Source organism: Caulobacter sp. BK020 (assembly GCF_004342605.1).
In the GTDB taxonomy this organism is placed as follows: Bacteria; Pseudomonadota; Alphaproteobacteria; order Caulobacterales; family Caulobacteraceae; genus Caulobacter.
The window spans coordinates 70,580-96,692 of record NZ_SLZL01000019.1 but is presented as its reverse complement, the minus strand read 5'-3'; the positions used below and the strand labels follow the sequence as shown (position 1 = coordinate 96,692).

The window sequence follows — 26,113 nt, the reverse complement described above, 5'->3', positions numbered from 1 at the left end:
GTGACCAGGTCGCGGTTGCCGTTGTTGGTCACCGTCACCGCGCCCAGCTCGTAGCGGGCATAGGGGATCTGCAGCACCGTCTCGGCGCTGGCCGATGGGACCTTGGGCTTCCTCTTGCCGAACAGGTTGCCGATCAGCGCCCCGAGCACGAAGCCGACGAAGGCGCCGATGGTATTGCCCAGACCGGGAATGATACTCCCTAGCTGCGCCCCCCAACGGGCATAAACAAGGTAGCTCCCCAAGGCTGAACCAATCGAGGACAGCGCGACCCCCGCCTGCGTCTGGGGGCTGACCACCATGGCGCCGAGTTTAGCGCCAAGGAAGGATCCGACGGCGCCGGCTAGTCCAGCTCCTGAGGTTGACGGCGTACTGCCGCCGGTGACCTGAGTAACGAAGCCGCTGAAGATCTTGGTCGAGCCGAGGGTGGAATCAAGGAGGTTGCCAATGACTTTGGCAGTGACGTAGCTTCCAGCCGTTGTGAACAATTCAGCGCCAAAGCCCTGCAGGCCGAGCGCTTCACCAAGCTCCATCGAGAGCCAAGAACTGACAGAGCCAATCGCGGCCTGCCCGGCCCGAATAGCGATCTGTTCTCCGAATACTGCAAGGCCGTTGGTCGTAGCCAAGGGCATCACGGCTTCGGCCAGGCTTCCAGACGCGAGAGCCGCCCCCAGTCGCTCGCCAACTTCGCCCAAAACGCTGCTATATACTATACCCTTAACGGCGTTGCTGCCGCCAAGGTATTGCCCAAGAGATGACCCAGCAATAGATCCAATCTGACTATAAAAAAAGGCGTTGTAGACACCTTTCTCATAGTCTGCTTTCATCTTTTCAATTTCTTTGACCCGCTTTGCGAGAAACTCCTCGGGGGTCAATCCATCAACACGAATATCGGCAATCCTCGTCACGCCACCTTTTGTCTTGGCGTACATGCGATAAAGAGTTTCAAAATCGAGCGACAGCTTCAGCGTTGCAGCAGCGATCCGATCGGCAGGATTGGTGGATGCTGCCAATGGCGCAAGCGCGGCGTCTCCCCCCATCTCAATCACCGTCCGCCCTGAAACAGCAGACCAGTTGAGGAAATCGCTATAATTCTCGATTGGATTAGGAAAATTGAATACAATCTGCCCTATAGGGCCGCCCGCCCAGGCCCAGTGCGGATTGCCTGCCTGCGCCACCGAAGTGAAGACGTCCTGAGTTCCAATTTCCTGGCCGGTTGGAACCTGGCCGCTTGCCGCCTTCGACACGAACAAAGAAAATACACTGTCTGCAAGATTATCGCTAATCTGCTGACCGCTCATGTTTAGCGTGAGATCTTGCTGGCCATAAAAGGCCGCCTTTGTATTAAACTTAAATATAAAATTTTTCCAAAACCACTTCGAGGTATTAAGATCCCTATAGTCAGCCCCGTCCTGACTTGAAAAAATATATGATGATGGCGCGTTTATCTGGGCAGCAGTTCTTAACCATGCCGAAAGTCTCACAAGATCAAAATTTAGCCAAAAATTCGGCATAGAGCGTATTTGGGAATCCAAATATAGGTAGCCCAAGTATCTCTGATTAGATGACTTGTATAAATTAAGCTTATCATTCATGATGCTGGCAGAATCAGTCATTTAACTTTATCCACATTCCACCTTACAAAGGCCTGGGAATTTCTGGCGACGCTCTCAATCAACACATCGTCACCATTGTTTCTCCAAACGACATTTACAACATGATCGCCGTCAACGTAGGAAACGAGACACGAATCATTCTTGCATATATAGTATGGGGATAAACTTCCTCCCGGGTATACTGGTCTAGCGCTGCCCCCTTCGAAGAACCTGACGCTAGCACCCTCTTCAAATTCGGAAGTAATCGATCTTATATTGATCTCTTTGCCGGTTAACGAAAACGACCTCTCGTCAATAGGGCCGAGGGCGGAGTATTTCTTTGTTTTTGGCGTTACTATTACCAAATATTCTTTACCATTTGGCGTGCATTCACCCGAGGCACCCTTCTCCAAATCTCGAACTACGGCCGTAAATTCGTTGGCGCCAATATCGTGAAATTCACACCCCAGTTGTCCAGAAGCTGAAATATTTGCAGATGGTGCGAGAAGGAGCCACAGCCCCGCGCCAGCGAGCACCATTGCCGTGGACACGAACCAAACCTTTCCCCTCACCGCTCCCGCCCCGCCTCGCTGACCCTCTTGGCCACCGGCGACCACACGAACTCAATCACCCGCCGTTTCCCCGTCACGATCTCGACCGAAGCGCTCAGGCCAGCCGACAGCAAAGCCGGCCGTCCGTCAACCCTAAGTCGCGTCAAAGGTGGCTTCACCTTGACGGGAAAGCGCCGAGCTCTTTTTCATCGGTGATCGCATCTGAAGAGGCCTGGATCATCCGCCGGTTCAGCGCGCCGTAGCGGGTGGCGCCTACGGGGGCGGCGCACCCCAGGTCGCGCAGTTTCCACCTGGTCCCGGATCGGCGGCCCTCGGGTCCTTGGCCGATACGGCAACGGCAATAACGCCCGGGATCATCCCTACCGCCGCGCCAGGCCGTCCAGCATCCACAGCGCCGCCAGGGTGCCGAACAGGACGGCCAGGGCCGAAAACAGGAACATGCGCAGGCCCTGGGCCAGGGCGACGCTGAGGGTGGTCAGGGCGGCCAGGGTCCAGGCGGAGGCCAGGATCTTGCCCTCCAGCGAGGTCAGGGCCGGCCGGGGCGGCAGCAGCAGGCGGGTGGCGCGCCGCGCCGATCGCCACAGGTCTTTCGTTCGAACCTCGGTCCGCACTGGCCCCTCCAACACTGACGCTAAAAGTGTAGGTTGGGTCGCGGCTTGCGTCCATGGCGAAAAATCGGTGTTATCCGTATTTTCCCGAGTTGGAGACGAGGCTGTGCCTGATTAAGTCGCATATCCGACAATATTAACCTCCATCAGGAGGCGATCGGGCAAGCGTCACCGTGGGCGGGGCGCCGAACAGCCGGACTCTGAGCCTCTTAGAACGCCGGCGCGACGATCGCCCGGGCCGCGACCTCGTCGCGCAGCACCTGCTCGACCAGCAGCTCGATGCTGTCGAACTTCAGCTCGGGGCGCAGGAAGGCGATCAGGTCGGTCTCGATGACTTGGCCGTAGAGGTCCTCGTCGAAGTCGAACAGCCAGGTTTCCAGCCGGGTCTCGACCTCGCCGGTGGTGGGGTTGTTGCCGAGGTTGGCCACGCCGGGCACCTCGCGGCCGTCGGGCAGGCGGGTGCGGGTGGCGTAGACGCCGAGCTTGGGCACCACATAGTCCTCGACCTCGACATTGGCCGTGGGGAAGCCCAGCTGGCGGCCCAGCTGCTGGCCGCGGCGGACCACGCCCTCGATGGCGAACGGCCGGCCCAGGATGCGCGCGGCGCCCTCGGGGTGGCCGTCGCGCAGGGCGTCGCGCACGCCGGTCGACGAGAACTTCTCGCCCTCGCGGTTGGCGACCGGTTCGGCCACCGAGACCGAGAAGCCGTATTCCGCGCCATAGGCCTTCATCAGCTCGGCGCTGCCGGTGCGGCCGCGGCCGAACGAGATGTCGAAGCCGACCGCCACGTGCTTCACGCCCAATCCTTGACCATTGGGGCCGCCGACCAGCACCTTCTCGACGAACTCGCGGTCGCCGAAGCTGGCCATCTCGAAGTCGAACGGCAGCAGGTACAGCAGGTCGACGCCCAGGGCTTCCAGGGCCCGGGCCTGCTGGCCGTGGGTCATCAGCTTGAAGGCCGGCTCGGTGGGGCGAAACAGCCGGCGCGGGTGCGGGTCGAAGGTGACCACGCCCAGCGGCAGCCTGCCGGCCAGCGCCGCCTTGGCCGCCTGGGCGATCACCTGCTGGTGGCCGCGGTGCACGCCGTCGAAATTGCCCAGGGCCACGGCCGCGCCGCGATCCTCTTCGGGCAGGTCCTTCCAGCCGTGAATGGTCTTCAGGGGCATGGGACGTCCTTACGCCAGTTTGGCCTTTAACCCCGATCCGCTCATCCCGGCGAATGCCGGGACCCAGATGGAATGGCTCTGAGCTGGGCTCCAGGGGCGCGGAGCCTTTCCAATCAACTCGGACGCCTTGGGATCTGGGTCCCGGCATTCGCCGGGATGAGCGGAAAAAGGGTGGCGCGGCATTTGAGTTCTTTGTCCTCAGGCGGCGGGCTTGCGTGGGACCAGGACCACGGCCTCGCCGTCGACCACGGCCTTGCCGCGCACCCGGCAGGTGGTGGCCAGGGTCACCTGGGCCTTGGCCGCGTCGATGGCCGTGATCGTGGCGCGGGCGGTGACCGCGTCGCCGATCCGCACTGGCCGCTTGAAGGCCAGGGACTGCGACAGATAGACCGCGCCCGGGCCGGGCAGGCTGGTGCCCAGCACCGCCGAGATGTAACCGGCCGACAGCATGCCGTGGGCGACGCGCTCGCCGAAGCTGGTGGTCGCCGCGTAGTCGGGGTCCAGGTGCACGGGGTTGGTGTCGCCGGTCACCTGGGCGAAGGCGACGATGTCGGCCTCGGCCACGACACGGGCCAACTCGGCGGACTGGCCGACGCTGAGATCCTCGAGAAACAGTCCCGGCATGACGCCCCTTTCTTCCTGTGCCCGACGGTCGGTCCTACCAGACCAGGTCGGCCATGGCGTGGGTCGCGCCCACCCGCTCGGCGGCCAGTAGGCCCTCGACCTTGGCCGGATCCAGCCGGCCGTCGGGACCGATGGCGTGCTCGCCGTGGATGCCCTTGGCGATGAACAGGCAGGCCAGGCCCTCGTCGTGGGCGCCCTTGACGTCGGTGATCACCCCGTCGCCGATGCACAGCACCCGCGAGCGGTCGACCGGGCCGCCCTTCAGCGCCTGCGCCTCGGCCAGGGCCAGGTCGTAGATCGGCTTGTAGGGCTTGCCGGCCATCAGCACTTCGCCGCCCAGCACCTCGTAGAGGTCGGCCAGTGAGCCGCCGCAATAGATCAGCCGCGAGCCGCGCTGCACCACCCGGTCGGGATTGGCGCAGATCAGGGTCAGGCCGCGCTCGGCGGCGATGGCCAGGCGGTCGCGATAGTCGTCGGGGACCTCGGTCTCGTCGTCGACCATGCCGGTGACGGCGACGAAGGCGGCGTTCTCGGGGCCGGCGGTCTCCAGGCCCAGGCCGTCATACAGCGGCATGTCGCGGTCGGGGCCGACGATCCAGGCCGGGCCGGGGGCGCGGGCGGCCAGCAGGGTGCGGGTGGCGTCGCCCGAGGTGACGAAGGCGCTCCAGGCCTCGCGCGGCACGCCCAGGCGGTCCAGCTGCTCGACCACGTGCTCGGACGGGCGCGGCGAGTTGGAGATCAGGATCACCGGCCCGCGGCGGGCCCGCCACTCGACCAGGGCCCGGCAGGCGTCCGGGAAGCTCTCGACCCCGTTGTGGATGACCCCCCAGACGTCGCACAGCAGCACGTCGTAGCGGTCGGCGAGGGCGGAGAGGCCAGGGGGCAGGTCGGTCATGGACAGGGGCGGTACCGGGCGGAGACGGGCGCGTCAACGTCAGGGCATGTAGGGACGCGGCGGCGCGAGGGCCAGCTTGGAGGCGCCGGAAAGGTCAAGCTTGCGGATCGGCGGCCCGCGATTGGCAGGATCGTGCATCAAGCGGGCAGGATCGGCCTACCGCCCGGCGGGCTCCGCGTGGCACACCCCCCGCGTTCATCTCCCCCTGAACCTTCGAGGATTTTCCGATGGCCATCGCCAAAGGCTACGCGGCCGCGACCGCGTCCGCGCCGCTGACCCCCTTCACCTTCGACCGCCGCGAGCCCAATGACGACGACGTCGTCATCGCCATCAAGCACTGCGGCGTCTGCCACTCCGACCTTCACATGGTCGATAACGGCTGGGGCCAGAGCGTCTATCCGATCGTGCCCGGCCACGAGATCACCGGCGTGGTCACCGCCGTCGGGTCCAAGGTCAGCCGCTTCAAGGAAGGCGACCGGGTCGGCGTCGGCTGCTTCGTCGACAGCTGCACCACCTGCGCCGCCCGCGACCTGGACCGCGAGCAGTACATGCCCGGCCTGATCCTGACCTATAGCGGCTTCGAGCCGGGCAGCGACCTGCCGACCTATGGCGGCTATTCCGACCACATGGTGGTCAAGGAAGGCTACGTGCTGTCGATCCCCGACAGCCTGCCGCTGGACGCCGCCGCGCCGCTGCTGTGCGCCGGCATCACGCTCTATTCGCCGCTGCGCCACTGGAACGCCGGCCCCGGCAAGACGGTCGCGATCCTCGGCCTGGGCGGCCTGGGCCACATGGGCGTCAAGCTGGCCCACGCCCTGGGCGCGGAGGTCACGGTGCTGAGCCAGACCCTGTCCAAGCAGGAAGACGGTTTGAAGATGGGCGCCGACCACTACTACGCCACCAGCGATCCCAAGACCTTCGAGACCCTGGCCGGGACCTTCGACCTGCTGATCTGCACCGTGTCGGCGGCGCTGGACTGGGGCGCCTATCTGAACCTGCTGAAGGTGGACGGGACCATGGTGCTGGTCGGGGCCCCGGAGGAGCCGGCGACCCTGAACGCCTTCGCCCTGATCCCCGGCCGGCGCACCCTGGCCGGCTCGATGATCGGCTCGATCAAGGAAACCCAGGAGATGCTCGATTTCTGCGGCGAGCACGGCATCGTCGCCGACATCGAGACCATCGCCATCGACCAGATCAACGAGGCCTACGCCCGCATGCAGAAGAGCGACGTGCGGTATCGGTTCGTGATCGACATGTCGACGCTGTAGGTTGGTCCTGGGGACAGGCGCATGTCGCCTGTCCCCAACCGCGCCACGAACCCCCTCAGTCGCTCCGCGACAGCTCCCCCGGAGGGGGAGCAGCTATCGCCCCGTAGATCCTCCCCCTCTGGGGGAGGTGGCGCGATGCGAATACGCATCGCGACGGAGGGGGCGTCCCGCCGCTCACGTCGCGTCGTGAAAGATCACCCCCAGCACGCGCCGGCGCCCCGCGCGCACGGTGCTGACCCCGTGGCGCAGCACCCGGCGGTGGACGCCGCGCGTTCCCGTCGCCGGGCGTTCGCGGACCGCGAAGATCACGCCCTCGCCCTGCCTCAGCGGCACGACCTGGGGTCGTGACTGCTGGCGCGGGCGCTGCTCGACCAGCACGAACTCGCCGCCCTCGAAGTCGCGGCCGGGTTCGTCCAGCAGGAAGGCGGCCTGCAGCGGGAAGACGTGCTCGCCGTAGAGGTCCTGGTGCAGGCAGTTGTAGTCGCCCGGGCCGTAGGTCAGCAGCAGGGGCGTGGGCCGGACCTGGCCCGCCGTGCGGCAGCGGGCCAGCATGTCGTCCAGGCTTTCGGGAAACCGCCGATCCTCGCCCAGCATCTCGGCCCAGCGGTTGGCGACGGCGGCCAGCGGACCGTACAGGCCCTGGCGCAGCCGCTGCACCGGGTCGGGCAGGGGGTAGCTGAAGTACTTGTACTCGCCCTGGCCGAAGCCGTGACGGGCCATCACCACCCGGCTGCGAAAGCCGGCCTCCTGGTCGTAGAGGCCGGCGATCCGCTGGCAGGTCTCGGGCTTCAGCAGCGGCCCGGTCAGGGCCCAGCCCTGGGCGTCGAGGTCGGCGGCGATGCGGGACCAGTCAAGGGTCATGCCGCCTCGCGCGCCAGCAGCCTGGCCTTGCGCTCGACGCCCCAGCGATAGCCCGACAGGCCGCCGTCGGCCCGCACCACCCGGTGGCAGGGGGTGAGCACCGCCAGCGGATTGGCTCCGCAGGCCTGGGCCACGGCCCGGGCGGCGGCCGGCCGGCCGATGGCCCGCGCCACCTCGGCGTAGGAGGCGGTGGTCCCGGCCGGGATGGCCCGCAGCGCCGCCCAGACGGCCCGTTGCAGGGGCGTGCCCTGGGCGTCCAGCGGCAGGTCCAGCGCCGCGCCCCGGCCGTCGATCTCGGCGGCCACGGCGCGCAGCTCGGCCTCCAGTCCGTCCGGATCGGGCGTCAGCCGGGCCGAGCGGAAGCGGCGCTCCAGGTCGCGGACCAGCACGGTCTCGTCGTCGCCCAGGGTCACCAGCCGCAGGCCGGCCTCCGACCGGGCCACCAGGGCTAGGCCCAGGCTGGTGGGAACCGTGGCCCAGCGCAGGGTCTCGCGCGGCTGGTCCGGCTTGCAGCGCAGGCAGGCCCGGAAGCCGGCCGCGCGAGCGCTCTCGCGGCTGTCGTGGAACTCGACGTTCTTGCGCAGCGGCCGTCCGGCGCAGCTGGCCAGGCAGTAGACGCCGGTGGTGCGTACGGCGATGAAGAAGGCGCCGTCGAGGTCGCGGTCGCGGCGGCGCATGGCCTCCCAGCGCGCGTCGTCGGTCAGCAAGTTGGAAGCGGTCATGGTCGGTCTCCTTTCGTGGGAAGGAGCATGCGCGCCATGACCTGGGGCGTCATTCCGATGCTTGCTGTTCCTTGCAGGCGCTCGGCGCCACGGCGCGAATGCCTCGTCCTTCGACAAGCTCAGGATGAGGCATTCGAATTCAGCCGCATTAAAGTCGCCCTCGTCCTGAGCTTGTCGAAGGACGAGGGCGGCTCACGAGCGCTCGTCCCGTCTATCGGGCGGCCCGCAGATCAGCGCGACCATGACCGGGATCGTCGCCTCCAGCTGTTCGCGCGTCTCGCCGGCCCGGGCGCGGACCGACAGGGCGTTCATCATCATGCTGGCGACGCGGCCGAGCGCTACGGGATCGACCGTGGGCGGAAGCTCGCCCCGAGCCTGCCGGCGTTTCATCAGAGCTTCGATCGCCTGGTCCAGCTCGTGCAGGCCGTCGGCGACGGTCTGGCGCACCTCCTGGTCGATGACGGCCTGGCCCAGGCCCGCGCTGGTCAGGAAACAGCCGCGCCCGCCCGCGTCGCCCGACAGGTAGAAGCCCAGGGCCGTGCGGTAGATCCGGGTCAGCACCTCGCCCAGCGAGCCGCCGCCCCGGAAGGCCTCGGTCATCGCGGCGCGCGACCGGTCCATGTAGGCGTCCAGCGCCGTCTTGAAGAGCGCCTGCTTGTCGCCGAACGCCCCGTACAGGCTGGGCCGGTTCATGCCGGTGGCGGCGCTCAGGTCGTCCAGCGAGGCCCCGGCGTAGCCCTGCTCCCAGAAGGTCTCGGTGGCCCTGGCCAGGGCGACTTCCGGATCGTAGGCGCGGGGGCGGCCCCGGCGCTTGGCGGACTGTTCGGACATCGGACTCTCCGGGTCAGGCTCTGTTTTTGTACCGTTTCGCACTTTATTCCTTGACCATCGTTATTTTTATGCGAAACAGTATGAAAAAGCAACGGAGGGTTCGATGGATCTGTATTTCTCCCCGATGGCCTGCTCGATGGCGACGCGGATCGCGGCCTACGAGGCGGGCGCCGACATCCGTTTCCTGAAGGTCGACACCAAGGCCCGGCCCAAGGTGGTCGAGGACGGAACCGAATTCCTGGCCGTCAACGCCATGGGCCAGGTGCCCGTGCTGCGCACCGACGACGGCGAGCTGATCGTCGAGAATCCGGTGATCCTGCAGTACATCGCCGACCGCTTCCCGGCCGCCGGCCTGATCCCCGCCGAAGGGGCCGAACGGCGCAAGGTGCAAAGCTGGCTCAGCTTCATCGGTTCGGAGCTGCACACCGGCGCGTTCATCGCCCTGCTGAGCAAGACCGCGCCGGACGGGGCCAAGGCCTTCGCCCGCGAGGCGCTGACCGAACGCCTGGCCTATCTCGACGCCCACCTGCGGGGCCGCGAGTTCCTGGCCGGCAAGTTCAGCGTCGCCGACGGCTACCTGTTCGTGATGCTGACCTGGGCCCGCTACCTGGCGATCGACTTTTCGCCCTATCCGGCCCTGGCCGCCTATCGCGACCGGCTGCAGACCCGGCCCTCGGTGGCCAGGGCCTTCGACGAGGAATTCACCCTGTTCAAGGCCGCGGCCTAGCCGGGACCTAGGACGGAGGCGAATTGGGGACAGGCCCATGGGCCTGTCCCCAGCCTAGCCCCAAACCTCCACTCCCCAGGAGATGACCCATGCGTAGCTTCATCATCGCCGTCGCGGCCCTGGCCGCGACGGGCGGCCCCGCCATGGCCGAAACCAAGGCCCAGAACGGCTGGCTGACCCTCAGCGCGCCGGCCGCCCAGGAGCATGTCGTGTTCGACGGCGCGGTCTGGCGCTGCAAGGGCGACACCTGCCGCTCGACCCAGGTCAAGTCGCTGCCGCCCCTGCGCAGCTGCAAGCGCCTGGCGCGCGAGCTGGGGCCGATCACCGGCTTCGGCTATCGCGGCGTGACCCTGTCGGACGCCCAGTTGGCCCAGTGCAACCCGGTGCAGATCGCCAAGGCCCCGCCCGCGTCGGAACTCGCCGCGGCGCGCTGACCCCTACCTCGGAGGAGGACCCTGGGGACGCGGGCTCACCCGCGTCCCCGCTTTTTCGGTCCATTCTGATCCGCTCATCCCGGCGAACGCCGGGACCCAGATCCCATAGCGGTGGGGCGGGCGGGATCAGTTCTGAGCTTGAGGCACCCACCTCAAAGCCATTCCATCTGGGTCCCGGCGTTCGCCGGGATCAGCGGAATTGAAAAGCTACACCTCCACCGACCAGCAGAACAGCGGCCCGTCCTCATCATCCTCACGCTCGCCGGTGCGCTGAAAGCCGTTGGTCTCCAGCACCCGATGCGAGGGGCCGTTGTGGATCGAGGTCTCGGCGGTGACGGTCCTGACCCGGTGGTCGGCCCGCGCCCAGGCCAGCAGGTCGGCCACGGCCCGCCGGGCGATCCCCCGCCGGCGGCGCGAGGCGGCGACGCCGTAGCCGATCATCACCGTGTCGCCGACATAGGGCGTGCGGACCAGCGAGGTCAGGCCCACCACCTCGCCGTCCTCGACGATCAGCCAGGCGTTGGGGTGGAAGCTCTCGCCGACCTCGGCCGACAGGGCGCGCAGCATGGCCAGCACCTCCGGCGCCTCGATCCCGCCCTCGGCGACGGCCAGGCCGTCGGGGGCTTCTCCAGCGAGCAGGGCGGCGAAATGGGCGTCGGCGGCTTCGATCAGCATGGGCGGGGTTGTAGAGACCGGCCCCCGCGCCCGCAACGCCGGGTTGCTCGCGGCGGAGCTTCGGTCCAAACTGGCGCTCTCAACGCGAGGGTCGCATGGCCAGGATCTTGAACGCGCATGCGCCCCGCTCCAGCCTCGCCGCCCTGGCGATCGCCGCCGCTGGCCTCCTGGCCGCCTGCGGGCAGGGCTCCAGTTCGACCAGCGTGGTCCTGACCGGTCCGCCCCACAAGGTCGAGGCGCTGATCGCCCAGTACAAGCTGTATGACCCGCCGGTGCAGGCGCACCTCGAGAAGCTGGCCGACGGTCGCGAACGCGCCGCCTTCACCAAGCCCGTAGGTCTGTCGGCCGTCGAACTGATCGATCTGGGCAAGGAGGCCGCCAAGACCGGAGTCGCCTTCGAGTTTTCCAGCGGGACGAAGTGGGGCTCCGGCGCGTCGGCCGACGCCTCGGTGAAGGCCGCGCCCGCGCCCGCGTCCAAGCCGGCGCCAAGCGCCGTTTAGAGCATCGCGCGGAAAAGTGGATGCCGGTTTTCCGCAAAAGCGATGCGAAAACACAAACCTAGAGCAAATCGTGCGATTCCTGAATCGCGCGATTTGCTCTAGGACTTCGGCTTGGTGATCTTGACGCCCGAGGCCAGCAGCTGCGGCTTGACGTTCAGGGCGTAGTCCTCGTCGAACCGGGCCTGGGCGTCGGCCTTGACGGCGGCGATCACCCGATCGCGGGCCTCGCGGGCCGGGGGGAAGTTGAGGTCGCAGGGGCTGGCGGCCTGATCCTGGCCCTGGTCGGCCGCGCCGCTCTCGCCGGTGGGCAACTCGTCCGACGACGGGTCGGTGCAGCTGAGCAGGCCGGTCATCGACGAAAAGCAGATCGACCGCTGCAGATAGGCCCGCAGCCGCCAGCCGCATTGCGCCGCCCGCTGGTCGGCGCCGTCAGGCACTTTGCGATCAACATCGTAGCGCAGGAACACCTGCTGGCGGACCATGGCGCTTTCGGCCCGCCGGGCCTTGGTCAGGACCAGCCGCATGTCGCTGGCGGCGACCGTCATGGTGGCGCTGGCGCCCTTGACGGTGCTGGGCTGGGCGGCCACGGGCGGCGACGAGGCGGGCGGCGGTCCGGCCTGCATGACGAGTTCCCCTTTTGTCGTGAAACAACCCTAGGGTGGAGACGGTCGCGGCGTCAAACGGCGAAGCTAGTCGGGTTTGCGGGCGGCGTGCCTGATCCGCAGGATGAAGACGGCCTCGGTCTCCACCCTGTAGCGGATCAGATAGGGCCGGATGAGCGCGAGTTCTCGGCGGCCGTTCCCGACGCTGCGTCCCCTGTCCGGGTTTTCCGCCAGGTCTTCCGCCGCCGTGACCAGCCTCATGGAAAAGCGCTGGGCGGCCAACGGACTGAATTGGGCGATGTAGTTCCGGATCGCCTGGAGGTTGGCGCGAGCCTCGTCCGTCCAGACTATTCGCCGCACTTCGGAGCCGGGCTTTCGTCAGGCGTACCCCAGGAAAGAAGCCAGCGCTTCATCGCCTCATGGCTGATGGTCCGCCCCGCCGCGATGTCGGCGTCGGCGCGCGCATCGGCCGCCGCTTCGGCGTCGTCGTCGATCTGGTCGAAAAGGGAGGGCTCAGGCTTCGACATGAAGGCAGCCTAGCATGGTTTCGGCGAACCGAAGAGACGCCCTACCGCCCCGCCCGCCGGCGCAGGGCGCCGCGCATGAAGTCCTGGGGCGGGTCGGCCTCGGCGATGATCGAGTCGCGGATGGCGCGGGGCTCGCCGAACAGGTGGCCCTGGCCGTAGCCGATGTCGAGCTCCAGCACGTCGACCACCTGGCGCTCGTGCTCGACCTTCTCGGCGATCACCTCGATGCCGTAGCGGCGGGTCAGGCCGGCGAAGTCCTCGGCGTTCAGGTCGGGCAGCGAGGCGATGACCAGCTTGCCGTCCTGCTCCTCCAGCTGGTCCAGCATCATCTGGGCGCCGACCTTCAGGAACTTGACGTCGGCGCGGGCCAGGTCCTGGAAGTCCAGGTCCAGGTCGGTGACCTTGTCCAGGCTGAAGCGGAAGCCCAGGCTGGCCAGGCGAGCCATGTGGCGGGCCTCGACCGGGCCGCGGTCGTTGAACGCCTGCTGGCCCAGCTCGAAGATCAGGGCGCCGTGCAGGTCCTTGTTGACCTGCAGGAACTCCAGGAACTGGGCGAAGAACACCTCGTCCGACAGGCTGGCCAGCGAGATGTTGCAGAAGATCCCGACCTTGCGGTCCTGCTTGGCCAGGCGGCGGACGATCTGCACGCAGCGGAACAGCAGCAGGTTGTCGATGGCGGCGGTCAGGCCCTCGGGCTCGGCCACGGCCAGGTATTCGGCCGGCATCATGATCCGGCCGGTGTCGTCGCGCAGGCGCGAGAAGCTCTCGTAGAACACGGTGCGGCGCTGGGGCAGGCTGACCACCGGCTGCAGGTAGAGGTCGACCCGGTTCTCGGCCAGGGCGTCCTGCACCACCTCGATCAGGGCGTTGGACTGGGCCGAGCGGCCGCGCGGCTCGGCGCGGGCCACCTCGACCTGGTAGCTCAGCTGGTGCTCCAGTCGCTCGCTCATGCGCACGACCAGGTCCTCCAGCTGGTGGACCTCGCTGGTCAGCTCGGCCGAGCGGCGCTGGGCGTCGTCGGCGACGCTTTCCAGCAGGCCGGTGATGCGGGCGTCGACCTTCTCGACCTGCTCCAGCAGGATGCCGTGGGCCTCGCGGATGGTCTCGATGTCGACGCGCAGGGCCGCGCCCTGGAGGGCGTTGGCGATCACCGCATGAACGGCGAAGCACAGGCCCATGGCGCCGATGAAGGCGGCCAGGCCGACGGCCGGCGCGGCTCCCATCCGCCACAGGGCGAGGGAGACCACCAAGGCCAGACAGAGATAGGCGCCGGTCAGCAGCGCCAGCATCAGCCTTCGCATTCGAGGGTCCCTACGAATCGTCAAGCTCAGTATGCGAGTCGCGCGGGCCGTGAGTCGAACAGATTAACGACTCTGAGCCATTACGCCGCGCCTTAACCACAAATCATCTGTTCGTGAACGCGCGGGGAGGGCTGGCGGGATCAGGGGTTCAACGCATCCTGCATCGTCAATCCGATTGCTGGGCGCCGTGCCGGATGTGGAGCACATGGACGCTCCCCGCCTTGACTTCGTAGAGCACCAGATAGGGGCGGACGACGGTCAGTTCCCGCACGTTGTCGCCGAGCGGCCGGCCTCTGTTCGGGTTCTGGGCCAGGCTCTCGACGACCGTGACCAAGCGCGCCGTGAACCGTTGCGCCGCGAGCGGCGCGAACTGGCCGATATAGGCGCGAATGCCGGCGAGATCCCGAATGGCCCTTGGAGACCAGATGACTCGGAAGGGGAAGGCGTCCGTCATGTGCAGGCGCGAGGTTCCGGAGGCTATTGACCGACCTTCGGAGGCGGGAGCTCGTCCGGGGTTCCCCATGACAGAAGCCAGGCCTTGACGGCTTCATGACTGACGAACTCGCCCGCCGCGATCTCGGCGCGCGCCTCGGCGATCGCCGCCGCGTCGTGGGCCTCATCGATATCGTCAAAGATCGCGGGTTCGCGCTTCATGCGGTCAGCCTAGCACGGAAAGAGGCCTTGAGCAGCCCGCCAGCGCCTGGACCGGGGCGGAGCGCTGAGCTCATGAGACACCGCGCCATCCAATCGCCGCATGACAGCGTGACCTTGGACTGATAATCGTTCGCAAGTTTTCCTGGTGCGACCATGTCCGACGTCCTCAGCCTAGCCTCCGAATTCACGGAAATCCCCGCCGTCCCCCAAGGCGACTGGGGCGCCGAGAGCCCGCTCAGCCAGGCCCGCAAGGGCCAGCGGGGGGTGATCGTGCGGGTCGGCGGCGAGACGGGGCGGTCGGAGGCCATCGATCCGGAGGAGCTGGAGCGCCGGCTGCTGGAGATGGGCTTCGTCGAGGGGGCGCTGTTCGAGGTGCTGCACGAGGGCCTGTTCGGCCGCGATCCGATCGCCGTCCGCATCGACGACATGCGCGTGGCCCTGCGCCGCCGCGAGGCCGCCGCCGTCACCGTCCAGTTCGAAGAGGCCTGACGCCTTGACCGACGCTGCTCTCCGTCCCGCGCGCCTGGCGCTGGTCGGCAATCCCAATTCCGGCAAGACCGCCCTGTTCAACGCCCTGACCGGCAGCCGCCAGAAGGTGGCCAACTACGCCGGCGTCACCGTCGAGCGCAAGGAAGGCGTGCTGACCCTGCCCGGCGGCCGCGGCGCCCACGTGCTGGACCTGCCCGGCACCTACAGCCTGCGGGCCCGCAGCCCCGACGAGGTGGTCACCCGCGACGCGGTGCTGGGCCGCTTGTCGGGCGAACAGGCGCCGGACGTGCTGATCTGCGTGGCCGACGCCACCAACCTGCGGCTGGTGCTGCGGCTGGTGCTGGAGCTCAAGCAGGTGGGGCGGCCGTTCGTGCTGGCGCTCAACATGTACGACATCGCCCAGCGCCAGGGCCTGCGCATCGACCTGGAGCGGCTGTCGGCCGAGATCGGCGCGCCGATCGTCACCACTGTCGCCACCCGCAAGCGCGGCCTGGAGGAGCTGGTCGCCAAGGCCGACGCCCTGGCCGTCAGTCATACGGGCGCGCACGACAACGTCTGGCGCGAGCCGACCGCCGCCGAGATCCGCGCCGCCCACCGCGAGGCCCAGCGGATCGTCAAGGCCTGCGTGCGCCCGCCCGAGCGTCCCGACACGGTGACCGGCAAGGTCGACGCGGTGCTGCTGCACCCGGTTGCGGGGCTGGCGATCCTGGGCCTGCTGCTGTTCGTGATGTTCCAGGCGGTGTTCACCTGGGCCGAGCCGCTGATGGGGCTGATCGAGGCCGGTTTCGCGGCCCTGAGCGCCGGCGTCGCCGCCGTCCTGCCGCACGGCCTGATCCAGAGCCTGATCACCGACGGCCTGATCGCCGGGGTGGGCAGCGTGCTGGTCTTCCTGCCGCAGATCGTGATCCTGTTCTTCTTCATCCTGGTGCTGGAAGACAGCGGCTACATGACCCGGGCGGCGTTCCTGATGGACAAGATCATGGGCGGGGCGGGCCTGCACGGCCGGGCGTTCATCCCGCTGCTCTCCAGCTTCGCCTGCGCCATCCCCGGGATCATGTCGACGCGGGTGATCGACAACAAGCACGACCGGCTGACCACCATCCTGGTGGCCCCGCTGATGACCTGTTCGGCGCGGATCCCGGTCTACACCCTGATCATCGCCGCCTTCATCCCCCACACCAAGGTCTGGGGCCTGTCGCTGCCCGGGCTGGTGATGTTCGGCCTCTACGCCTCGGGCATCGTCAGCGCCCTGCTCGTCTCGTTCGTGATCCGCAAGGTCTTCTGGCGTGGTACGGTCGAGCCGTTCATGATGGAGCTGCCGACCTATCGCTGGCCCGAACCGCGCAACGTGCTGATGAACCTGTGGACCCGGGCCCGGATCTTCATCGAGCGGGCCGGCCGGATCATCCTGCCGCTGATGGTGCTGGTCTGGGTGCTGTCGACCTTCCCCTATCCGCCGGAAGGGGCGACGGGACCGGCCATCGACTACAGCTTCGCCGGCCGGATCGGGCATTTCATCGCCCCCCTGATGCAACCCATTGGGTTTAATTGGCAGATGACGGTGGCCCTGATCCCCGGCTTCGCGGCGCGCGAGGTGGCGGTGGCGGCTCTGGGCACCGTCTACGCCGTGGGCGGCGACGACGAGGCCGGCACCAACCTGGGCGTCCTGCTGTCGCACCAGTGGTCGCTGGCCACGGCCCTGTCGTTCCTGGCCTGGTACGTGTTCGCCCCGCAGTGCGCGGCGACCCTGGGCGTGGTCAAGCGCGAGACCAACGGCTGGCTGTGGCCGACCGTGATGTTCCTCTACATGACCGGACTGGCCTACCTGGCCTCGTTCACCGTCTACCACGTGGCCGTGGCGATGGGGGCGGGGTAGTGGCGGCTACCCGCGTTCTTCGGCTCTAGTTCCCCGCCTGGGCCAGTTGCAGCGCCGCCTGGTACTCGGTTGCGGTGATCGGCTTGGTCTTCAGGGTGAAGCGGTTGTCGGTGGTCCCCAGCAGGGCGCGGGTCGGGATCACGTGGCGGTCGATGCCGCCCTCCAGGGTCAGCACCGCGTCGCGCCAGAAGGCGTCCTGCTTGAAGTAGAAACAGTGGGCCGTGGCCGGGTTGACCCGCTCGGCCAGGCTCAGGTCCAGGCTGTTGAACAGGGCGCTGCAGTCGATGTCGCAGAACGAGGCGGGAGCGTCGGCCGGCAGGCCCACCCGGCCGGCCCTGGGCGTCGGCTCGCCGTTCTTCAGGTCCGAGATCTTCAGCACGCTGTCGAAGCGGTTCGAATAGAGGGTGGTGCGGCCGGCGTACTTGTTGAACCAGCGGCCGCCGTCCTGGTCGGCCGACAGGCTGCCTTGCGAGACGTCGCCGGCCACCAGCAGCAGCTGCGAGATCGACCAGGCCTTGGCGTTGGTCTTGACGTCCTGATAGGCCCAGCTGAAGGCTTGGCGCACGACGAAGGCCCCCATCGAGTGGGCCATGATGCTGACCCGCACCTGGCAGTCGGGCACGATGGCGCCGACGAACATGGTCAGGGCCGAGTCGATCAAGGCGTTGGCGCTGGCCCGGGCGTTGCTGCGGTCGGCGTAGTAGCCCAGGGTCTCGCCCAGCGACGGCCAGTCGTAGCTGACATAGACCCCGGTCCAGCCATGCGCCGCCAGCTTGGCGCGATTGTCGGCGTCGCCCTTCAGGGCGTCCTTGAAGCTGGTGTTGAAGCCGTGGACATAGAACAGCAGGTCGCCGCGCGGCAGGCCCTGCGGGGTCTTCTCGGTGAAGCTGTCCAGCACCGCCTTGCGCCAGGCGGTGGGACTTAGCGCGGTCTGGGCCCCGTCGTCGCCGATCCGCAGGTAGCGGGCCGGGCCGATCTTGCTGCCGTCGGCCTTGGCGCGAAGCGAAATCATGAACGCGGCCATGTCGCCGTCTCCCCGGTCCTGCGCCCTGTCGTGGATGCAAGCCTAGCGCGAAGTCGCCGGGGAGTCTCGGTTAGCTCTAGCCCGAAATGACGGCGTTTGAGGAGGGCGGTCCTTTAAATGTCGATCCGTCCTAGCCCGGCAGCCCGAACAGGCGGGCCGCCGCCACGACGGCGGGCCAGGTCGGGGCCTGGAACATGGTCAGGTGGATGGCCAGCATCGCGGCCAGGGTCAGCCACCACGGCGTCAGCCAGCGTCCCTTGAGGCCGTCCCAGAGGATCAGCCCGACCAGCACCGCCTCCACGGTCCAGAAGCTGGGCGGCAGGGCGCCGGCCAGGCCGTTCAGCGACGGGATGTTCATGCCGTAGGCCCGTCCCAGGGCCGGCGGCAGGGCGACGAACACGGTGGAGGCCATGAACCGCGCGTGCAGGAACAGGGTGCGCCGCCAGGCGATCGCTAGACCATACAGCAGGCTGAACAGCGCCAGCGACCAGACGTCGATCCAGGCCAGGGTCAGGCGCAGCGGCACGTCGAAATGCGACCGCGGGCCCAGCATGTCATGCACCACGACGGCGGCGCTGATCACCAGGCTGGGGGCGATGACCAGCGACGCGCGGCCGATCCAGCGATGGAGGCGGTTGCCGCCGTGGCCGATCAGCCAGCTCTGCACCACCAGCAGGGCCATCCAGGTGGTGGCCAGGGCGCCGTGGACGATGCGGATCGGGTCCAGCGGGCCCATCCCGCCCATGAAGCTGGGAAAGAAGCCGAACATCGTGACGGCGAACGCCAGCAGGAAGGCGAGATAGAGATTGCGCAAGGCCAGCTCCCCCGAGGTGGAACGCTTGCGTAACACGGGTTTGCGGATCGGGCGACCGGGAAGGCGGCGAATGGCGACCAGAACCGTTCTGTGCTAATCCTGAGGTATGACGATCCGTGTCAATGTCGCCGACTTGGCCGACCTGGCCGAACTTCTCGCCCACATCGACGCGGGCGAGGACTTCGTGCTGACACGTGACGGCGAGGCGCTGGCCGAAGTGAACGCCCTGAAAAAGGCGGCTGAGGCGCCCCGAAAGCGTGTTCCCGGCGCCTGGGCGCATCTGGGCAAGCTTCGGGACCCGGACCTGTTCCTGCGGCCCGACCCCGAGTTGGAAGACGCCGCCGACGGGCCGATCTTTCCTGAATAATGAAGCTTCTGATCGACACACATGTGTTGATCTGGTGGCTTACTGAGCCGTCGTGGCTGTCGTCTCACAGTCAGAACTTGCTCAATGCCGACAGTGTCGAAGTCTTGGTCAGCGTCGTCAGCGCCTATGAGATTGAGTTCAAGCGCTCAGCCGATCCATTGCTTCAACGGATGCCTGAAGATCTGATTGGCGCGGTATTCGCCGAAGGGTTCGACTGGCTGGACATCGCGTCCGAAGATGCGGTGACCGCCGGAAGGCTGCCGCGTCACCACCGCGATCCCTGGGATAGGCTGCTGATCGCCCAGGGCGCGCGAAGAGGAATCCCGATCATGACCAGGGACCAGGCCTTCTCGGCGTATGACGTCGAAATAGTCTGGTAGCCCCTACCGCGTCGGAACCGGAACCTCGCCGCGGTAGTCGTAGAAGCCGCGGCCGGCCTTCTTGCCCAGCCAGCCGGCCTCGACGTACTTCACCAGCAGCGGGCAGGGGCGGTACTTGCTGTCGGCCAGGCCTTCGTGCAGCACGTTCATGATGCTGAGCACGGTGTCCAGGCCGATGAAGTCGCCCAGCTCCAGCGGGCCCATCGGGTGGTTGGCGCCCAGCTTCATGGCGGTGTCGATGGCGTCGACCGTGCCCACGCCCTCGTACAGGGTGTAGATCGCCTCGTTGATCATCGGCACCAGCACGCGGTTGACGATGAAGGCCGGGAAGTCCTCGGCGTTGGAGGTGATCTTGCCCAGCGACTTGGCGAAGGCCACGGCGCGCTCGTAGGTCGGCACGTCGGTGGCGATGCCGCGGATGATCTCGACCAGCTTCATCAGCGGGACCGGGTTCATGAAGTGCAGGCCGATGAACCGCTCGGGACGGTCGGTGGCGCTGGCCAGCCGCGTGATCGAGATCGACGAAGTGTTCGAGGCCAGCAGGGTGTTCTCGCCCAGGTGCGGCTGCAGGCTGCGGAAGATCGACTTCTTGATCTCCTCGTTCTCGGTGGCCGCCTCGATGGCCAGGTCGGTGGCCCCGACCAGGGCCAGGTCCTCGGCGGGCAAGATCCGCGCCAGGGCCGCGCCCATGGCCGCGTCGTCGATGATGCCGCGATGCACTTGGCGGGCCAGGTTCTTCTCGATCAGGGCCAGGCCGGCGTCGATGCGCTCGCGCGAGACGTCGTGCAGGCGCACGTCGTAACCGCCCAGGGCGACGACATGAGCGATCCCCGACCCCATCTGGCCGGCGCCGATCACGCCGACCGTCTTGATATCCGTCATTCAGACAAGCCTTGCTATTGGGCCTTGTTTTGCGGCGAGGCCTGGCGTCGCGCCCGGCCCGGCGTTCATGCCCGCTTTTCTAGCACGAGCAACCCCACAGTCGCCAAGGCTTTGCTGCGACGCAGCGCAAACGGCCGGTCGAGCGGCTCTGGCGACCGGCGACAAACTCCGTTTAGGTTGCGCCTATGATCCATTCTCGCCTCTCCCGCCGCCACGCCCTGGCCCTGGCCGCCTCGGCCGCCGCCGCCCCGGCCTTCGCCGCCGCGCCTTCGGAGGACTGGAAGGCCCTCGCCGCCGATGTCCGGTCCGAGTTCCAGTGGGCCTGGCGAGGCTATGTCGCCAAGGCCTGGGGCAAGGACGAGATCAACCCGGTCAGCGGCACGTCGCAATCGTTCTTCGTCGAGGGCCACGACCTGGGCCTGTCGCTTGTCGAGGCGCTGGACACCCTGTGGATCATGGGGCTGGACGCTGAGTTCCAGGCCGGGGTCGACTGGGTCAGGACCAGCCTCGACTTCGATGTCGACGGCGACGCCCAGGTGTTCGAGACCAACATCCGCCTGGTCGGGGGCCTCTTGTCAGCCCACCTGGCCTGCGGCGATCCGGTGCTGCTGGCCAAGGCCCGCGACCTGGCCGACCGCCTGGCCAAGGCCTTCGAGGCCTCGCCCCACGGCCTGCCCTGGCGCTATGTGAACCTGCGCACCGGCGCGGTCCGCGATCCCGAGACCAACCTGGCCGAGATCGGCACCTACCTGTCCGAATTTGGGGTGCTGAGCCAGCTGACCGGCGAGCGGAAATATTTCGACATGGCCAAGCGGGCCATGCGCCACGCCCTGGACCGCCGCTCGAAGATCGGCCTGATGGCCGCCAACCTCCACGCGGTGACTGGAGACTTCACCAGCCGCAACGCCAGCATCGATATCTATGCCGACAGCTTCTACGAATATCTGTGGGACGCCTGGGAACTGTTCGGCGACGAAGACTGCAAGCGCTGGGCGGTCGAGTGCGTCGACGCCCAGCTGGCCCACCAGGCCAAGCGCTACGGCGGCCGGCTGTGGTTCCCGATGGTCGATTTCGAGACCGGGGCGGTGACCTCGACGGCCCAGAGCGAGCTGGCGGCTTACTATGCCGGACTGCTGGGCCAGGTCGGGCGCAAGGCCCAGGGCGACGACTACCTGGCCTCGTTCACCGATCTGCAGGCGCGGTTCGGGGTGATCCCGGAGTCCATCGACGTGACCACCGCCCAGCCGCGCCGCAAGGCTACCGGCCTGCGCCCGGAATATCCCGACGCCTGCCTGAACCTGTGGCTGCTCGACCGCGACGAGCGCTATCGCAGGCTGGCCGCCGTCCACTATCGGGAAATGAAGGCCACCAGCCGCGCCGCCTTCGGCTACACGGCCCTGAAGGACATCACCACCCGGCCGATGGCCCAGGGCGACAACTGCCCCGGCTACTGGTGGTCCGAACAGATGAAATACTACTACCTGCTGTTCTCCGACACGCCGCGCATCGACTACGGACAGTTGCAGCTGAGCACCGAGGCCAACGTGCTGCGCGGGTTCCGGAAGGGATAGGGCCGCCTTCGTCCGAGAATGGAGCAGACCATGCGCCGACGCACATTCCTCGCCGGAACGGCCGCGGCGGCGGGTGTCGCCGCCGTTCCCGCGTCGGCCGCCCCGCGGTCCGGCGACCGGGACGCCGCGACCCTGGCCCTGGTGACCGCCGCGGCGGACCGGCAGGCGGCCGCGATCCTGTCCAGGCCCGAGGCCGGGGGCGGGTGGGGCGCGCGGGGCTTGCTGCGCCAGGTGCGCCGCCTGGCGACGCCGTTCGTCTGGTCGGACTCGAAATACTTCCACGACGACGCGCTGCTCGCGCCGATCGAGGCGTTGCTGGCCCAGGTGGAGGCCGCCCAGCACGACGACGGCACGTTCAGCTCCGGCAACCGCCACTCGCCGCCCGACACCGCCTTCCTGATCGCGGACATGGCGGTGACGGCCGCCGGCCTGCGCCGGGACCCGCGCTCGGAGAGCCAGGCCTTCGCCGAGCGGCTGACGGCCATGATGCGCAAGGCCGGCCCGGCCCTGGCGACCGGCGGGATCCACACGCCCAACCATCGCTGGGAGCTGTGCGCGGCGCTGGCCAGGATCGACCAGGTCGCCCCCGACCCCGCCTATCGCGCCCGCATCGACCAGTGGCTGGCCGAGGGCGTCGACCTGGACGCGGACGGTTTCTATTCCGAGCGAAGTTCGATCTACGCCTCGGAGGTCAGCAATCCGTCGCTGCTGGTCCTGGCCCGGCTGCCCGGCCTGGCCGGGCTGCGGGACCTCGTGCGGCGCAATCTGGAGACCACGATCGTCCTGGCCGAGCCGTTCGGCGGCGAGGTGGAGACGGTGCAGGCGCGCCGCCAGGACCAGGATCAGCGTCGGCAGACGCTGCACGCCTATTACCTGCAATATCGCGAGCTGGCCCTGCTGGACGGCGACCGGCGTTTCGCCGGCGTGGCGCGCTGGATCGAGGGCAACGACAGCGACCGGCTGGCCGACACCCTGGCCGACATCATCGACACGCCCGAACTCGCCAGACCCCTGCCGGCGGAAGCCCCGCCGTTCGCCGACCTCGGCCGTCACTTCAAGACCGTGGGCCTTGTGCGCCAGCGGCGCGGCCCGATCACCGCCAGCCTTTACGCCGGTAGCGACTGGTACGCCGACGGCGCGCCCTCGGCGTTCTACAACACGATCGGTTCGGGCCTGGCCACCAACCCCACGCTGATGCGGCTGTGGAAGGGCGGGCTGGTCGTGGACGCGGTGCGGCTGGTCCCGGACTTCTTCAACATGGGCCATTTCCGTCCGTCCGAGATCGCCATGGAACCGGACGGCGCGGTCCGCCTGGGGGGCGAACTGGCCGTGCCCTACTATCAGCCGATGCCGGCCGACCGGCGGCGGCCGGACGGCGCCTACGCGCTGGGTCCCTCGGTCGACGGGCGCTTCACCAGCGCGCTCGATTTCAGCCACAGGCCCGCGACCTTCCGCCGGCTGGGCGTCCGGATCCTGGCCAGGCCCGAGCCGGACGGCTATCGCCTGCTGTTCGAAACGACGGGGGAGGCGGCGGTCGACATGACCCTGGAGCTCACCCTGCGCGACGGCGGGGTGCTTGAGGGCGCCCGCCCGCTGGCCGACGGCGGCTTCCACCTGGTGGAAGGTCAGGCCAGCTACCGCCTGGGCGACCAGCGCCTGCTGATCGGGCCTGGCGCCGGCGACGGCGCGGTGAAGGTGAGTTCCGGCGAGACCTACGGCTGGGCCGGCGGCCGCCTGCAGCTTCCCGGCCAGCGGCTGTACGTCACCGGGCGCTCGCCGTTTCGCTACGAACTGCGGCTGGCGTTCGCCTGAACTACCCCGCCAGGAAAGCCGCCAAGGCCGCCACCGTCTCCGCGCCCGGCGCCTCGATCGCCGGCACGTGGCCGCCGGGGCTGGACAGGAACGGCAGGCCCTCGGCGGCGGCGAAGGCCTGCATCGGCGGGGCGTAGGGGTCCTGGTCGCCGTCCCACAGCAGCACCGGGAAGCCGCCGCCGAGCACGGCTTGGCGCGCGCCGTCCAGCTGGGCCAGAGCCTCGAAACAGGCGCGCATCGCCGGCTCGATCTCCGGCGTCACCCAGGCCACCAGCGCCGGGGCGGTGGCGCGGGCGAAGGCCCAGAACAGGTCGAAGGTCAGCGGTCCGTTCGGGGTCTTGGGAACCCCGTTCAGCAGGTCCCAGCCGCCGACCACCAGGCGCGAGACCTTTTCCGGATGATGCCTGGCCAGCCCCACCGCCATCCAGGCGCCCATCGAATAGCCGAGCACCGCGGCCTTGCCTTCGCCCAGGGCGTCGATCACCGCCGCCAGGTCGCCGGCCCGCTGGTCCTGGGCGTAGAGGGCCGGATCGGCGGGCTTGTCGCTGAGACCGTGGCCCAGGGAATCGACGCAGACGACGCGGTGGCGGCCGGCCAGGGCGTCGACCATGCCGTTGGCCTTCCAGCTGGCGGCGTCCATGAACAGGCCGTGCTGCAGGACCACCAGCGGCCCCTCGCCCTCGACCGTGTAGTGGAGGCGCTGGCCGCGATGGGTGACGAAGGGCATGGGGAACTCCGCAGGAGGTTCGAGCCCGACCGCTAGCGCAGGAACCGCGGCCGGGCCATCGCGAAGTTCATGCCGCCCGCGCCTGCGGGGTCTGGGCCGACGCCAGGCCCATCTCCGCCAGATAGGCCTCCAGGCGCGCGCCGTCGGCGACGGGCAGGATCGCCGCGACATAGCCGTCGGGCCGGATCAGCACCAGGTCGCCTTCGGCCAGGCCGTAGGTTGCGGCCAGGGCGTCGTCAGGGTCCTGGAACGCGCCATCCTCGCCGACCGTGTGGATGCGCAGGCCGGGACGGGGCGCCGGCAGGCGGGTCGGGCCGGTCGTCCGGGCCAGCAGGGTCCAGTGCGGGCCGGCCAGCAGGTCGAACACCCGCGTGGGTCGCCCGGCCGCGCCGCGCAGCACGCCGTCGGGCGCGCGGTCGCCCGGCTTCAGGGCGGTCTCCGGCCGGTCCGCGGACGCGGCCAGGGCCAGGGACGAGAACCGGTAGCCCAGGTCCAGCTGGTGCACCTCGCGGCCGCGCTTCATGTCGCCGGTCTTGGCCTTGTCCAGCAGGCCGGTGGCCAGGCCCAGCATGCCCGCGGCGGTGGGGCGGCGCTCTTCCTCGTAGGTGTCGAGCAGGGCGTCGGGCGCGCCGGCCAGCACCGCCGCCAGCTTCCAGCCCAGGTTATAGGCGTCCTGCAGGCTGGTGTTCAGGCCCTGGCCGCCGGTCGGAGGATGGATGTGGGCGGCGTCGCCCATCAGCAGCACGCGGCCGGCGCGGTAGCGGTCGGCCAGTCGGGCGTTCATGCTGTAGGCCGAGGCCCAGGCGACGCCGCGCAGCGTCAGGCCGCCGGCCAGCCAGCGCGCGTCGATGAAGGCTTGCAGGCCGGCGACGGACAGGTCCACGTCGCCGTCGAGCGGAATGGGCGCCTGCAGCTGGAACAGGTCGGTGCGGGGCAGGGGGCAGAAGCTGATCTGGCGGTTCATGTCGCCCTCGCCGAACCGGTGCCAAGCGTCGCGCGACAGGCCGTCCAGTTCGAGGTCGGCGACGATGGCCCGCACGCCCAGGGTCTGGCCGGGGAAGTCGATCTCCAGGGCTCGGCGAACGAACGAGCGGCCGCCGTCGCCGCCCACCAGGTAGCGGCAGCGGATCGTCTCCACCCCGTCCGGCCCGGCCACCGTGGCCGTGACGCCGTCGGCGTCCTGGACGAATCCGGTCAGCTCGCGGCCGTAGGCGACCGCGCCGCCCAGCTCGGCCAGGCGCTCGCGCAGAACCGCCTCGGTGCGGAACTGCGGGACCATCAGCGGCATGCGGTAGGGCTCCTGGACCGTCGGCGGCGCCAGGACGATCTCCTGGCTGTCGGCATGGGTCCCGTCGGCGCGGTGCAGCCGCTGGGGCGGATAGAGGCCGCCGGCGGCGACCATGCGGTCGATGACGCCCAGGTCCTCGAACACCTCCTGGGTGCGCGGCTGGATCCCCTTGCCGCGCGAGCCGGCGAACGGGGCCGGCAGCTTGTCGATCAGGCGCTGCGGCACGCCGCGCCGGGCCAGGTCGATGGCCAGGGTCAGGCCGGCCGCGCCGGCGCCGCAGATCAGGACCTCGGTGGAAGCTTGCGTGTTCATGGCGACCTCGAT

Annotated in this window: 30 protein-coding genes and 1 pseudogene; 10 read left to right on the top strand and 21 right to left on the bottom strand. The window is 68.3% G+C overall.

Annotation, left to right across the window (positions count from 1 at the left end; all coding sequences use genetic code 11):
- From EV278_RS19845 to EV278_RS19820, 6 genes and pseudogenes are all read right to left on the bottom strand, one after another.
- Positions 1-1,613, bottom strand: a pseudogene (locus tag EV278_RS19845) (hypothetical protein); the annotation flags it as partial.
- Positions 1,610-2,143: a hypothetical protein gene (locus EV278_RS19840; RefSeq protein WP_132095252.1), complete on the bottom strand. Its 534-nt coding sequence runs from the start codon at positions 2,141-2,143 to the stop codon at positions 1,610-1,612. The gene EV278_RS19840 and the pseudogene EV278_RS19845, both read right to left, overlap by 4 nt.
- Before the next feature lie 380 nt (positions 2,144-2,523).
- The gene (locus EV278_RS19835; protein WP_243692277.1) at positions 2,524-2,775 is read right to left on the bottom strand and encodes a hypothetical protein; all 252 of its coding nucleotides are present in this window, start codon (positions 2,773-2,775) and stop codon (positions 2,524-2,526) included.
- A gap of 206 nt (positions 2,776-2,981) precedes the next feature.
- The gene (locus tag EV278_RS19830) at positions 2,982-3,938 is read right to left on the bottom strand and encodes a bifunctional riboflavin kinase/FAD synthetase (protein WP_132095250.1); all 957 of its coding nucleotides are present in this window, start codon (positions 3,936-3,938) and stop codon (positions 2,982-2,984) included.
- A gap of 198 nt (positions 3,939-4,136) precedes the next feature.
- Positions 4,137-4,562 carry a MaoC family dehydratase gene (locus EV278_RS19825; protein WP_132095248.1) on the bottom strand — a complete coding sequence of 142 codons (426 nt, stop codon included), beginning with the start codon at positions 4,560-4,562 and terminating at the stop codon, positions 4,137-4,139.
- 34 nt (positions 4,563-4,596) lie between these two features.
- Positions 4,597-5,457, bottom strand: a complete 861-nt coding sequence (locus EV278_RS19820) for a TIGR01459 family HAD-type hydrolase (protein ID WP_132095246.1) — start codon at positions 5,455-5,457, stop codon at positions 4,597-4,599.
- A gap of 227 nt (positions 5,458-5,684) precedes the next feature.
- Here EV278_RS19820 and EV278_RS19815 point away from each other — a divergent pair, with 227 nt between their 5' ends.
- Complete coding sequence (locus EV278_RS19815; protein WP_132095244.1) at positions 5,685-6,725, top strand: NAD(P)-dependent alcohol dehydrogenase; 1,041 nt, start codon at positions 5,685-5,687, stop codon at positions 6,723-6,725.
- Between the two features lie 174 nt (positions 6,726-6,899).
- On the opposite strand, the gene EV278_RS19805 is transcribed toward EV278_RS19815, so the two are convergent.
- The 3 genes from EV278_RS19805 to EV278_RS19795 form a co-directional block, all read right to left on the bottom strand.
- A complete protein-coding gene (locus EV278_RS19805; protein WP_132095241.1) occupies positions 6,900-7,586 on the bottom strand; it encodes a 2OG-Fe(II) oxygenase in 687 nt (228 codons plus the stop codon).
- Positions 7,583-8,308 (bottom strand): methylated-DNA--[protein]-cysteine S-methyltransferase, encoded by a 726-nt coding sequence (locus tag EV278_RS19800; protein WP_132095239.1) that lies wholly within the window; start codon positions 8,306-8,308, stop codon positions 7,583-7,585. The genes EV278_RS19805 and EV278_RS19800 overlap by 4 nt, the downstream gene beginning before the upstream one ends.
- 192 nt (positions 8,309-8,500) lie before the next feature.
- Complete coding sequence (locus EV278_RS19795; RefSeq protein ID WP_132095237.1) at positions 8,501-9,139, bottom strand: TetR/AcrR family transcriptional regulator; 639 nt, start codon at positions 9,137-9,139, stop codon at positions 8,501-8,503.
- 103 nt (positions 9,140-9,242) lie between these two features.
- Here EV278_RS19795 and EV278_RS19790 point away from each other — a divergent pair, with 103 nt between their 5' ends.
- Both EV278_RS19790 and EV278_RS19785 read left to right on the top strand, forming a co-directional pair.
- Positions 9,243-9,866, top strand: coding sequence for a glutathione binding-like protein (locus EV278_RS19790; RefSeq protein WP_132095235.1), 624 nt, complete (start codon positions 9,243-9,245; stop codon positions 9,864-9,866).
- Positions 9,867-9,955: 89 nt separating this feature from the next.
- Positions 9,956-10,300, top strand: a complete 345-nt coding sequence (locus EV278_RS19785) for a hypothetical protein (protein ID WP_132095233.1) — start codon at positions 9,956-9,958, stop codon at positions 10,298-10,300.
- Between the two features lie 207 nt (positions 10,301-10,507).
- On the opposite strand, the gene EV278_RS19780 is transcribed toward EV278_RS19785, so the two are convergent.
- Entirely contained in the window at positions 10,508-10,975 is a 468-nt protein-coding gene (locus EV278_RS19780; protein WP_132095231.1) for a GNAT family protein, read from the bottom strand.
- A gap of 95 nt (positions 10,976-11,070) precedes the next feature.
- On the opposite strand from EV278_RS19780, the gene EV278_RS19775 reads away from it, so the two are divergent.
- Positions 11,071-11,475 (top strand): hypothetical protein, encoded by a 405-nt coding sequence (locus EV278_RS19775; RefSeq protein ID WP_132095229.1) that lies wholly within the window; start codon positions 11,071-11,073, stop codon positions 11,473-11,475.
- 98 nt (positions 11,476-11,573) lie between these two features.
- Here the strand turns inward: EV278_RS19775 and EV278_RS19770 are convergent, their stop codons facing one another.
- The 6 genes from EV278_RS19770 to EV278_RS19745 all read right to left on the bottom strand — a co-directional run bounded on the left by EV278_RS19770 (position 11,574) and on the right by EV278_RS19745 (position 14,559).
- Positions 11,574-12,098: a hypothetical protein gene (locus tag EV278_RS19770; RefSeq protein ID WP_132095227.1), complete on the bottom strand. Its 525-nt coding sequence runs from the start codon at positions 12,096-12,098 to the stop codon at positions 11,574-11,576.
- Positions 12,099-12,164: 66 nt separating this feature from the next.
- Positions 12,165-12,437 (bottom strand): type II toxin-antitoxin system RelE/ParE family toxin, encoded by a 273-nt coding sequence (locus tag EV278_RS19765; protein WP_132095225.1) that lies wholly within the window; start codon positions 12,435-12,437, stop codon positions 12,165-12,167.
- Entirely contained in the window at positions 12,425-12,604 is a 180-nt protein-coding gene (locus EV278_RS19760) for a CopG family transcriptional regulator (protein WP_132095223.1), read from the bottom strand. The genes EV278_RS19765 and EV278_RS19760 overlap by 13 nt, the downstream gene beginning before the upstream one ends.
- A 41-nt stretch (positions 12,605-12,645) precedes the next feature.
- A complete protein-coding gene (locus tag EV278_RS19755; protein ID WP_132095221.1) occupies positions 12,646-13,905 on the bottom strand; it encodes an EAL domain-containing protein in 1,260 nt (419 codons plus the stop codon).
- A 166-nt stretch (positions 13,906-14,071) separates the two neighbouring features.
- Positions 14,072-14,359, bottom strand: a complete 288-nt coding sequence (locus EV278_RS19750; RefSeq protein WP_132095219.1) for a type II toxin-antitoxin system RelE/ParE family toxin — start codon at positions 14,357-14,359, stop codon at positions 14,072-14,074.
- Between the two features lie 23 nt (positions 14,360-14,382).
- Entirely contained in the window at positions 14,383-14,559 is a 177-nt protein-coding gene (locus tag EV278_RS19745; RefSeq protein ID WP_132095217.1) for a CopG family transcriptional regulator, read from the bottom strand.
- 153 nt (positions 14,560-14,712) lie between these two features.
- Between EV278_RS19745 and EV278_RS19740 the strand changes: the two genes are divergently transcribed.
- Positions 14,713-15,048: a FeoA family protein gene (locus EV278_RS19740; RefSeq protein ID WP_207905534.1), complete on the top strand. Its 336-nt coding sequence runs from the start codon at positions 14,713-14,715 to the stop codon at positions 15,046-15,048.
- A 4-nt stretch (positions 15,049-15,052) separates the two neighbouring features.
- On the top strand, positions 15,053-16,924 hold the full coding sequence (gene feoB, locus EV278_RS19735; protein WP_132095215.1) for a ferrous iron transport protein B: 1,872 nt from the start codon (positions 15,053-15,055) through the stop codon (positions 16,922-16,924).
- Between the two features lie 25 nt (positions 16,925-16,949).
- On the opposite strand, the gene EV278_RS19730 is transcribed toward feoB, so the two are convergent.
- A complete protein-coding gene (locus EV278_RS19730; protein WP_132095213.1) occupies positions 16,950-17,948 on the bottom strand; it encodes an alpha/beta hydrolase in 999 nt (332 codons plus the stop codon).
- Between the two features lie 130 nt (positions 17,949-18,078).
- Positions 18,079-18,762, bottom strand: a complete 684-nt coding sequence (locus EV278_RS19725; RefSeq protein WP_132095211.1) for a hypothetical protein — start codon at positions 18,760-18,762, stop codon at positions 18,079-18,081.
- 133 nt (positions 18,763-18,895) lie between these two features.
- On the opposite strand from EV278_RS19725, the gene EV278_RS19720 reads away from it, so the two are divergent.
- Both EV278_RS19720 and EV278_RS19715 read left to right on the top strand, forming a co-directional pair.
- Complete coding sequence (locus EV278_RS19720) at positions 18,896-19,129, top strand: hypothetical protein (protein WP_243692276.1); 234 nt, start codon at positions 18,896-18,898, stop codon at positions 19,127-19,129.
- Positions 19,129-19,509, top strand: coding sequence for a type II toxin-antitoxin system VapC family toxin (locus EV278_RS19715; RefSeq protein WP_132095207.1), 381 nt, complete (start codon positions 19,129-19,131; stop codon positions 19,507-19,509). Before EV278_RS19720 ends, EV278_RS19715 begins: the two co-directional genes overlap by 1 nt.
- A gap of 3 nt (positions 19,510-19,512) precedes the next feature.
- On the opposite strand, the gene EV278_RS19710 is transcribed toward EV278_RS19715, so the two are convergent.
- Positions 19,513-20,391, bottom strand: a complete 879-nt coding sequence (locus tag EV278_RS19710) for a 3-hydroxybutyryl-CoA dehydrogenase (protein WP_132095206.1) — start codon at positions 20,389-20,391, stop codon at positions 19,513-19,515.
- Positions 20,392-20,576: 185 nt separating this feature from the next.
- Here EV278_RS19710 and EV278_RS19705 point away from each other — a divergent pair, with 185 nt between their 5' ends.
- Positions 20,577-21,962, top strand: a complete 1,386-nt coding sequence (locus EV278_RS19705; RefSeq protein ID WP_132095204.1) for a glycoside hydrolase family 47 protein — start codon at positions 20,577-20,579, stop codon at positions 21,960-21,962.
- A gap of 30 nt (positions 21,963-21,992) precedes the next feature.
- On the top strand, positions 21,993-23,774 hold the full coding sequence (locus EV278_RS19700; protein ID WP_132095202.1) for a hypothetical protein: 1,782 nt from the start codon (positions 21,993-21,995) through the stop codon (positions 23,772-23,774).
- 1 nt (position 23,775) lies between these two features.
- Here EV278_RS19700 and EV278_RS19695 read toward each other — a convergent pair whose 3' ends face one another.
- The gene (locus tag EV278_RS19695) at positions 23,776-24,501 is read right to left on the bottom strand and encodes an alpha/beta hydrolase (protein WP_132095200.1); all 726 of its coding nucleotides are present in this window, start codon (positions 24,499-24,501) and stop codon (positions 23,776-23,778) included.
- 67 nt (positions 24,502-24,568) lie between these two features.
- A complete protein-coding gene (locus EV278_RS19690) occupies positions 24,569-26,101 on the bottom strand; it encodes an FAD-dependent oxidoreductase (RefSeq protein ID WP_132095198.1) in 1,533 nt (510 codons plus the stop codon).
- Positions 26,102-26,113: the final 12 nt, after the last annotated feature.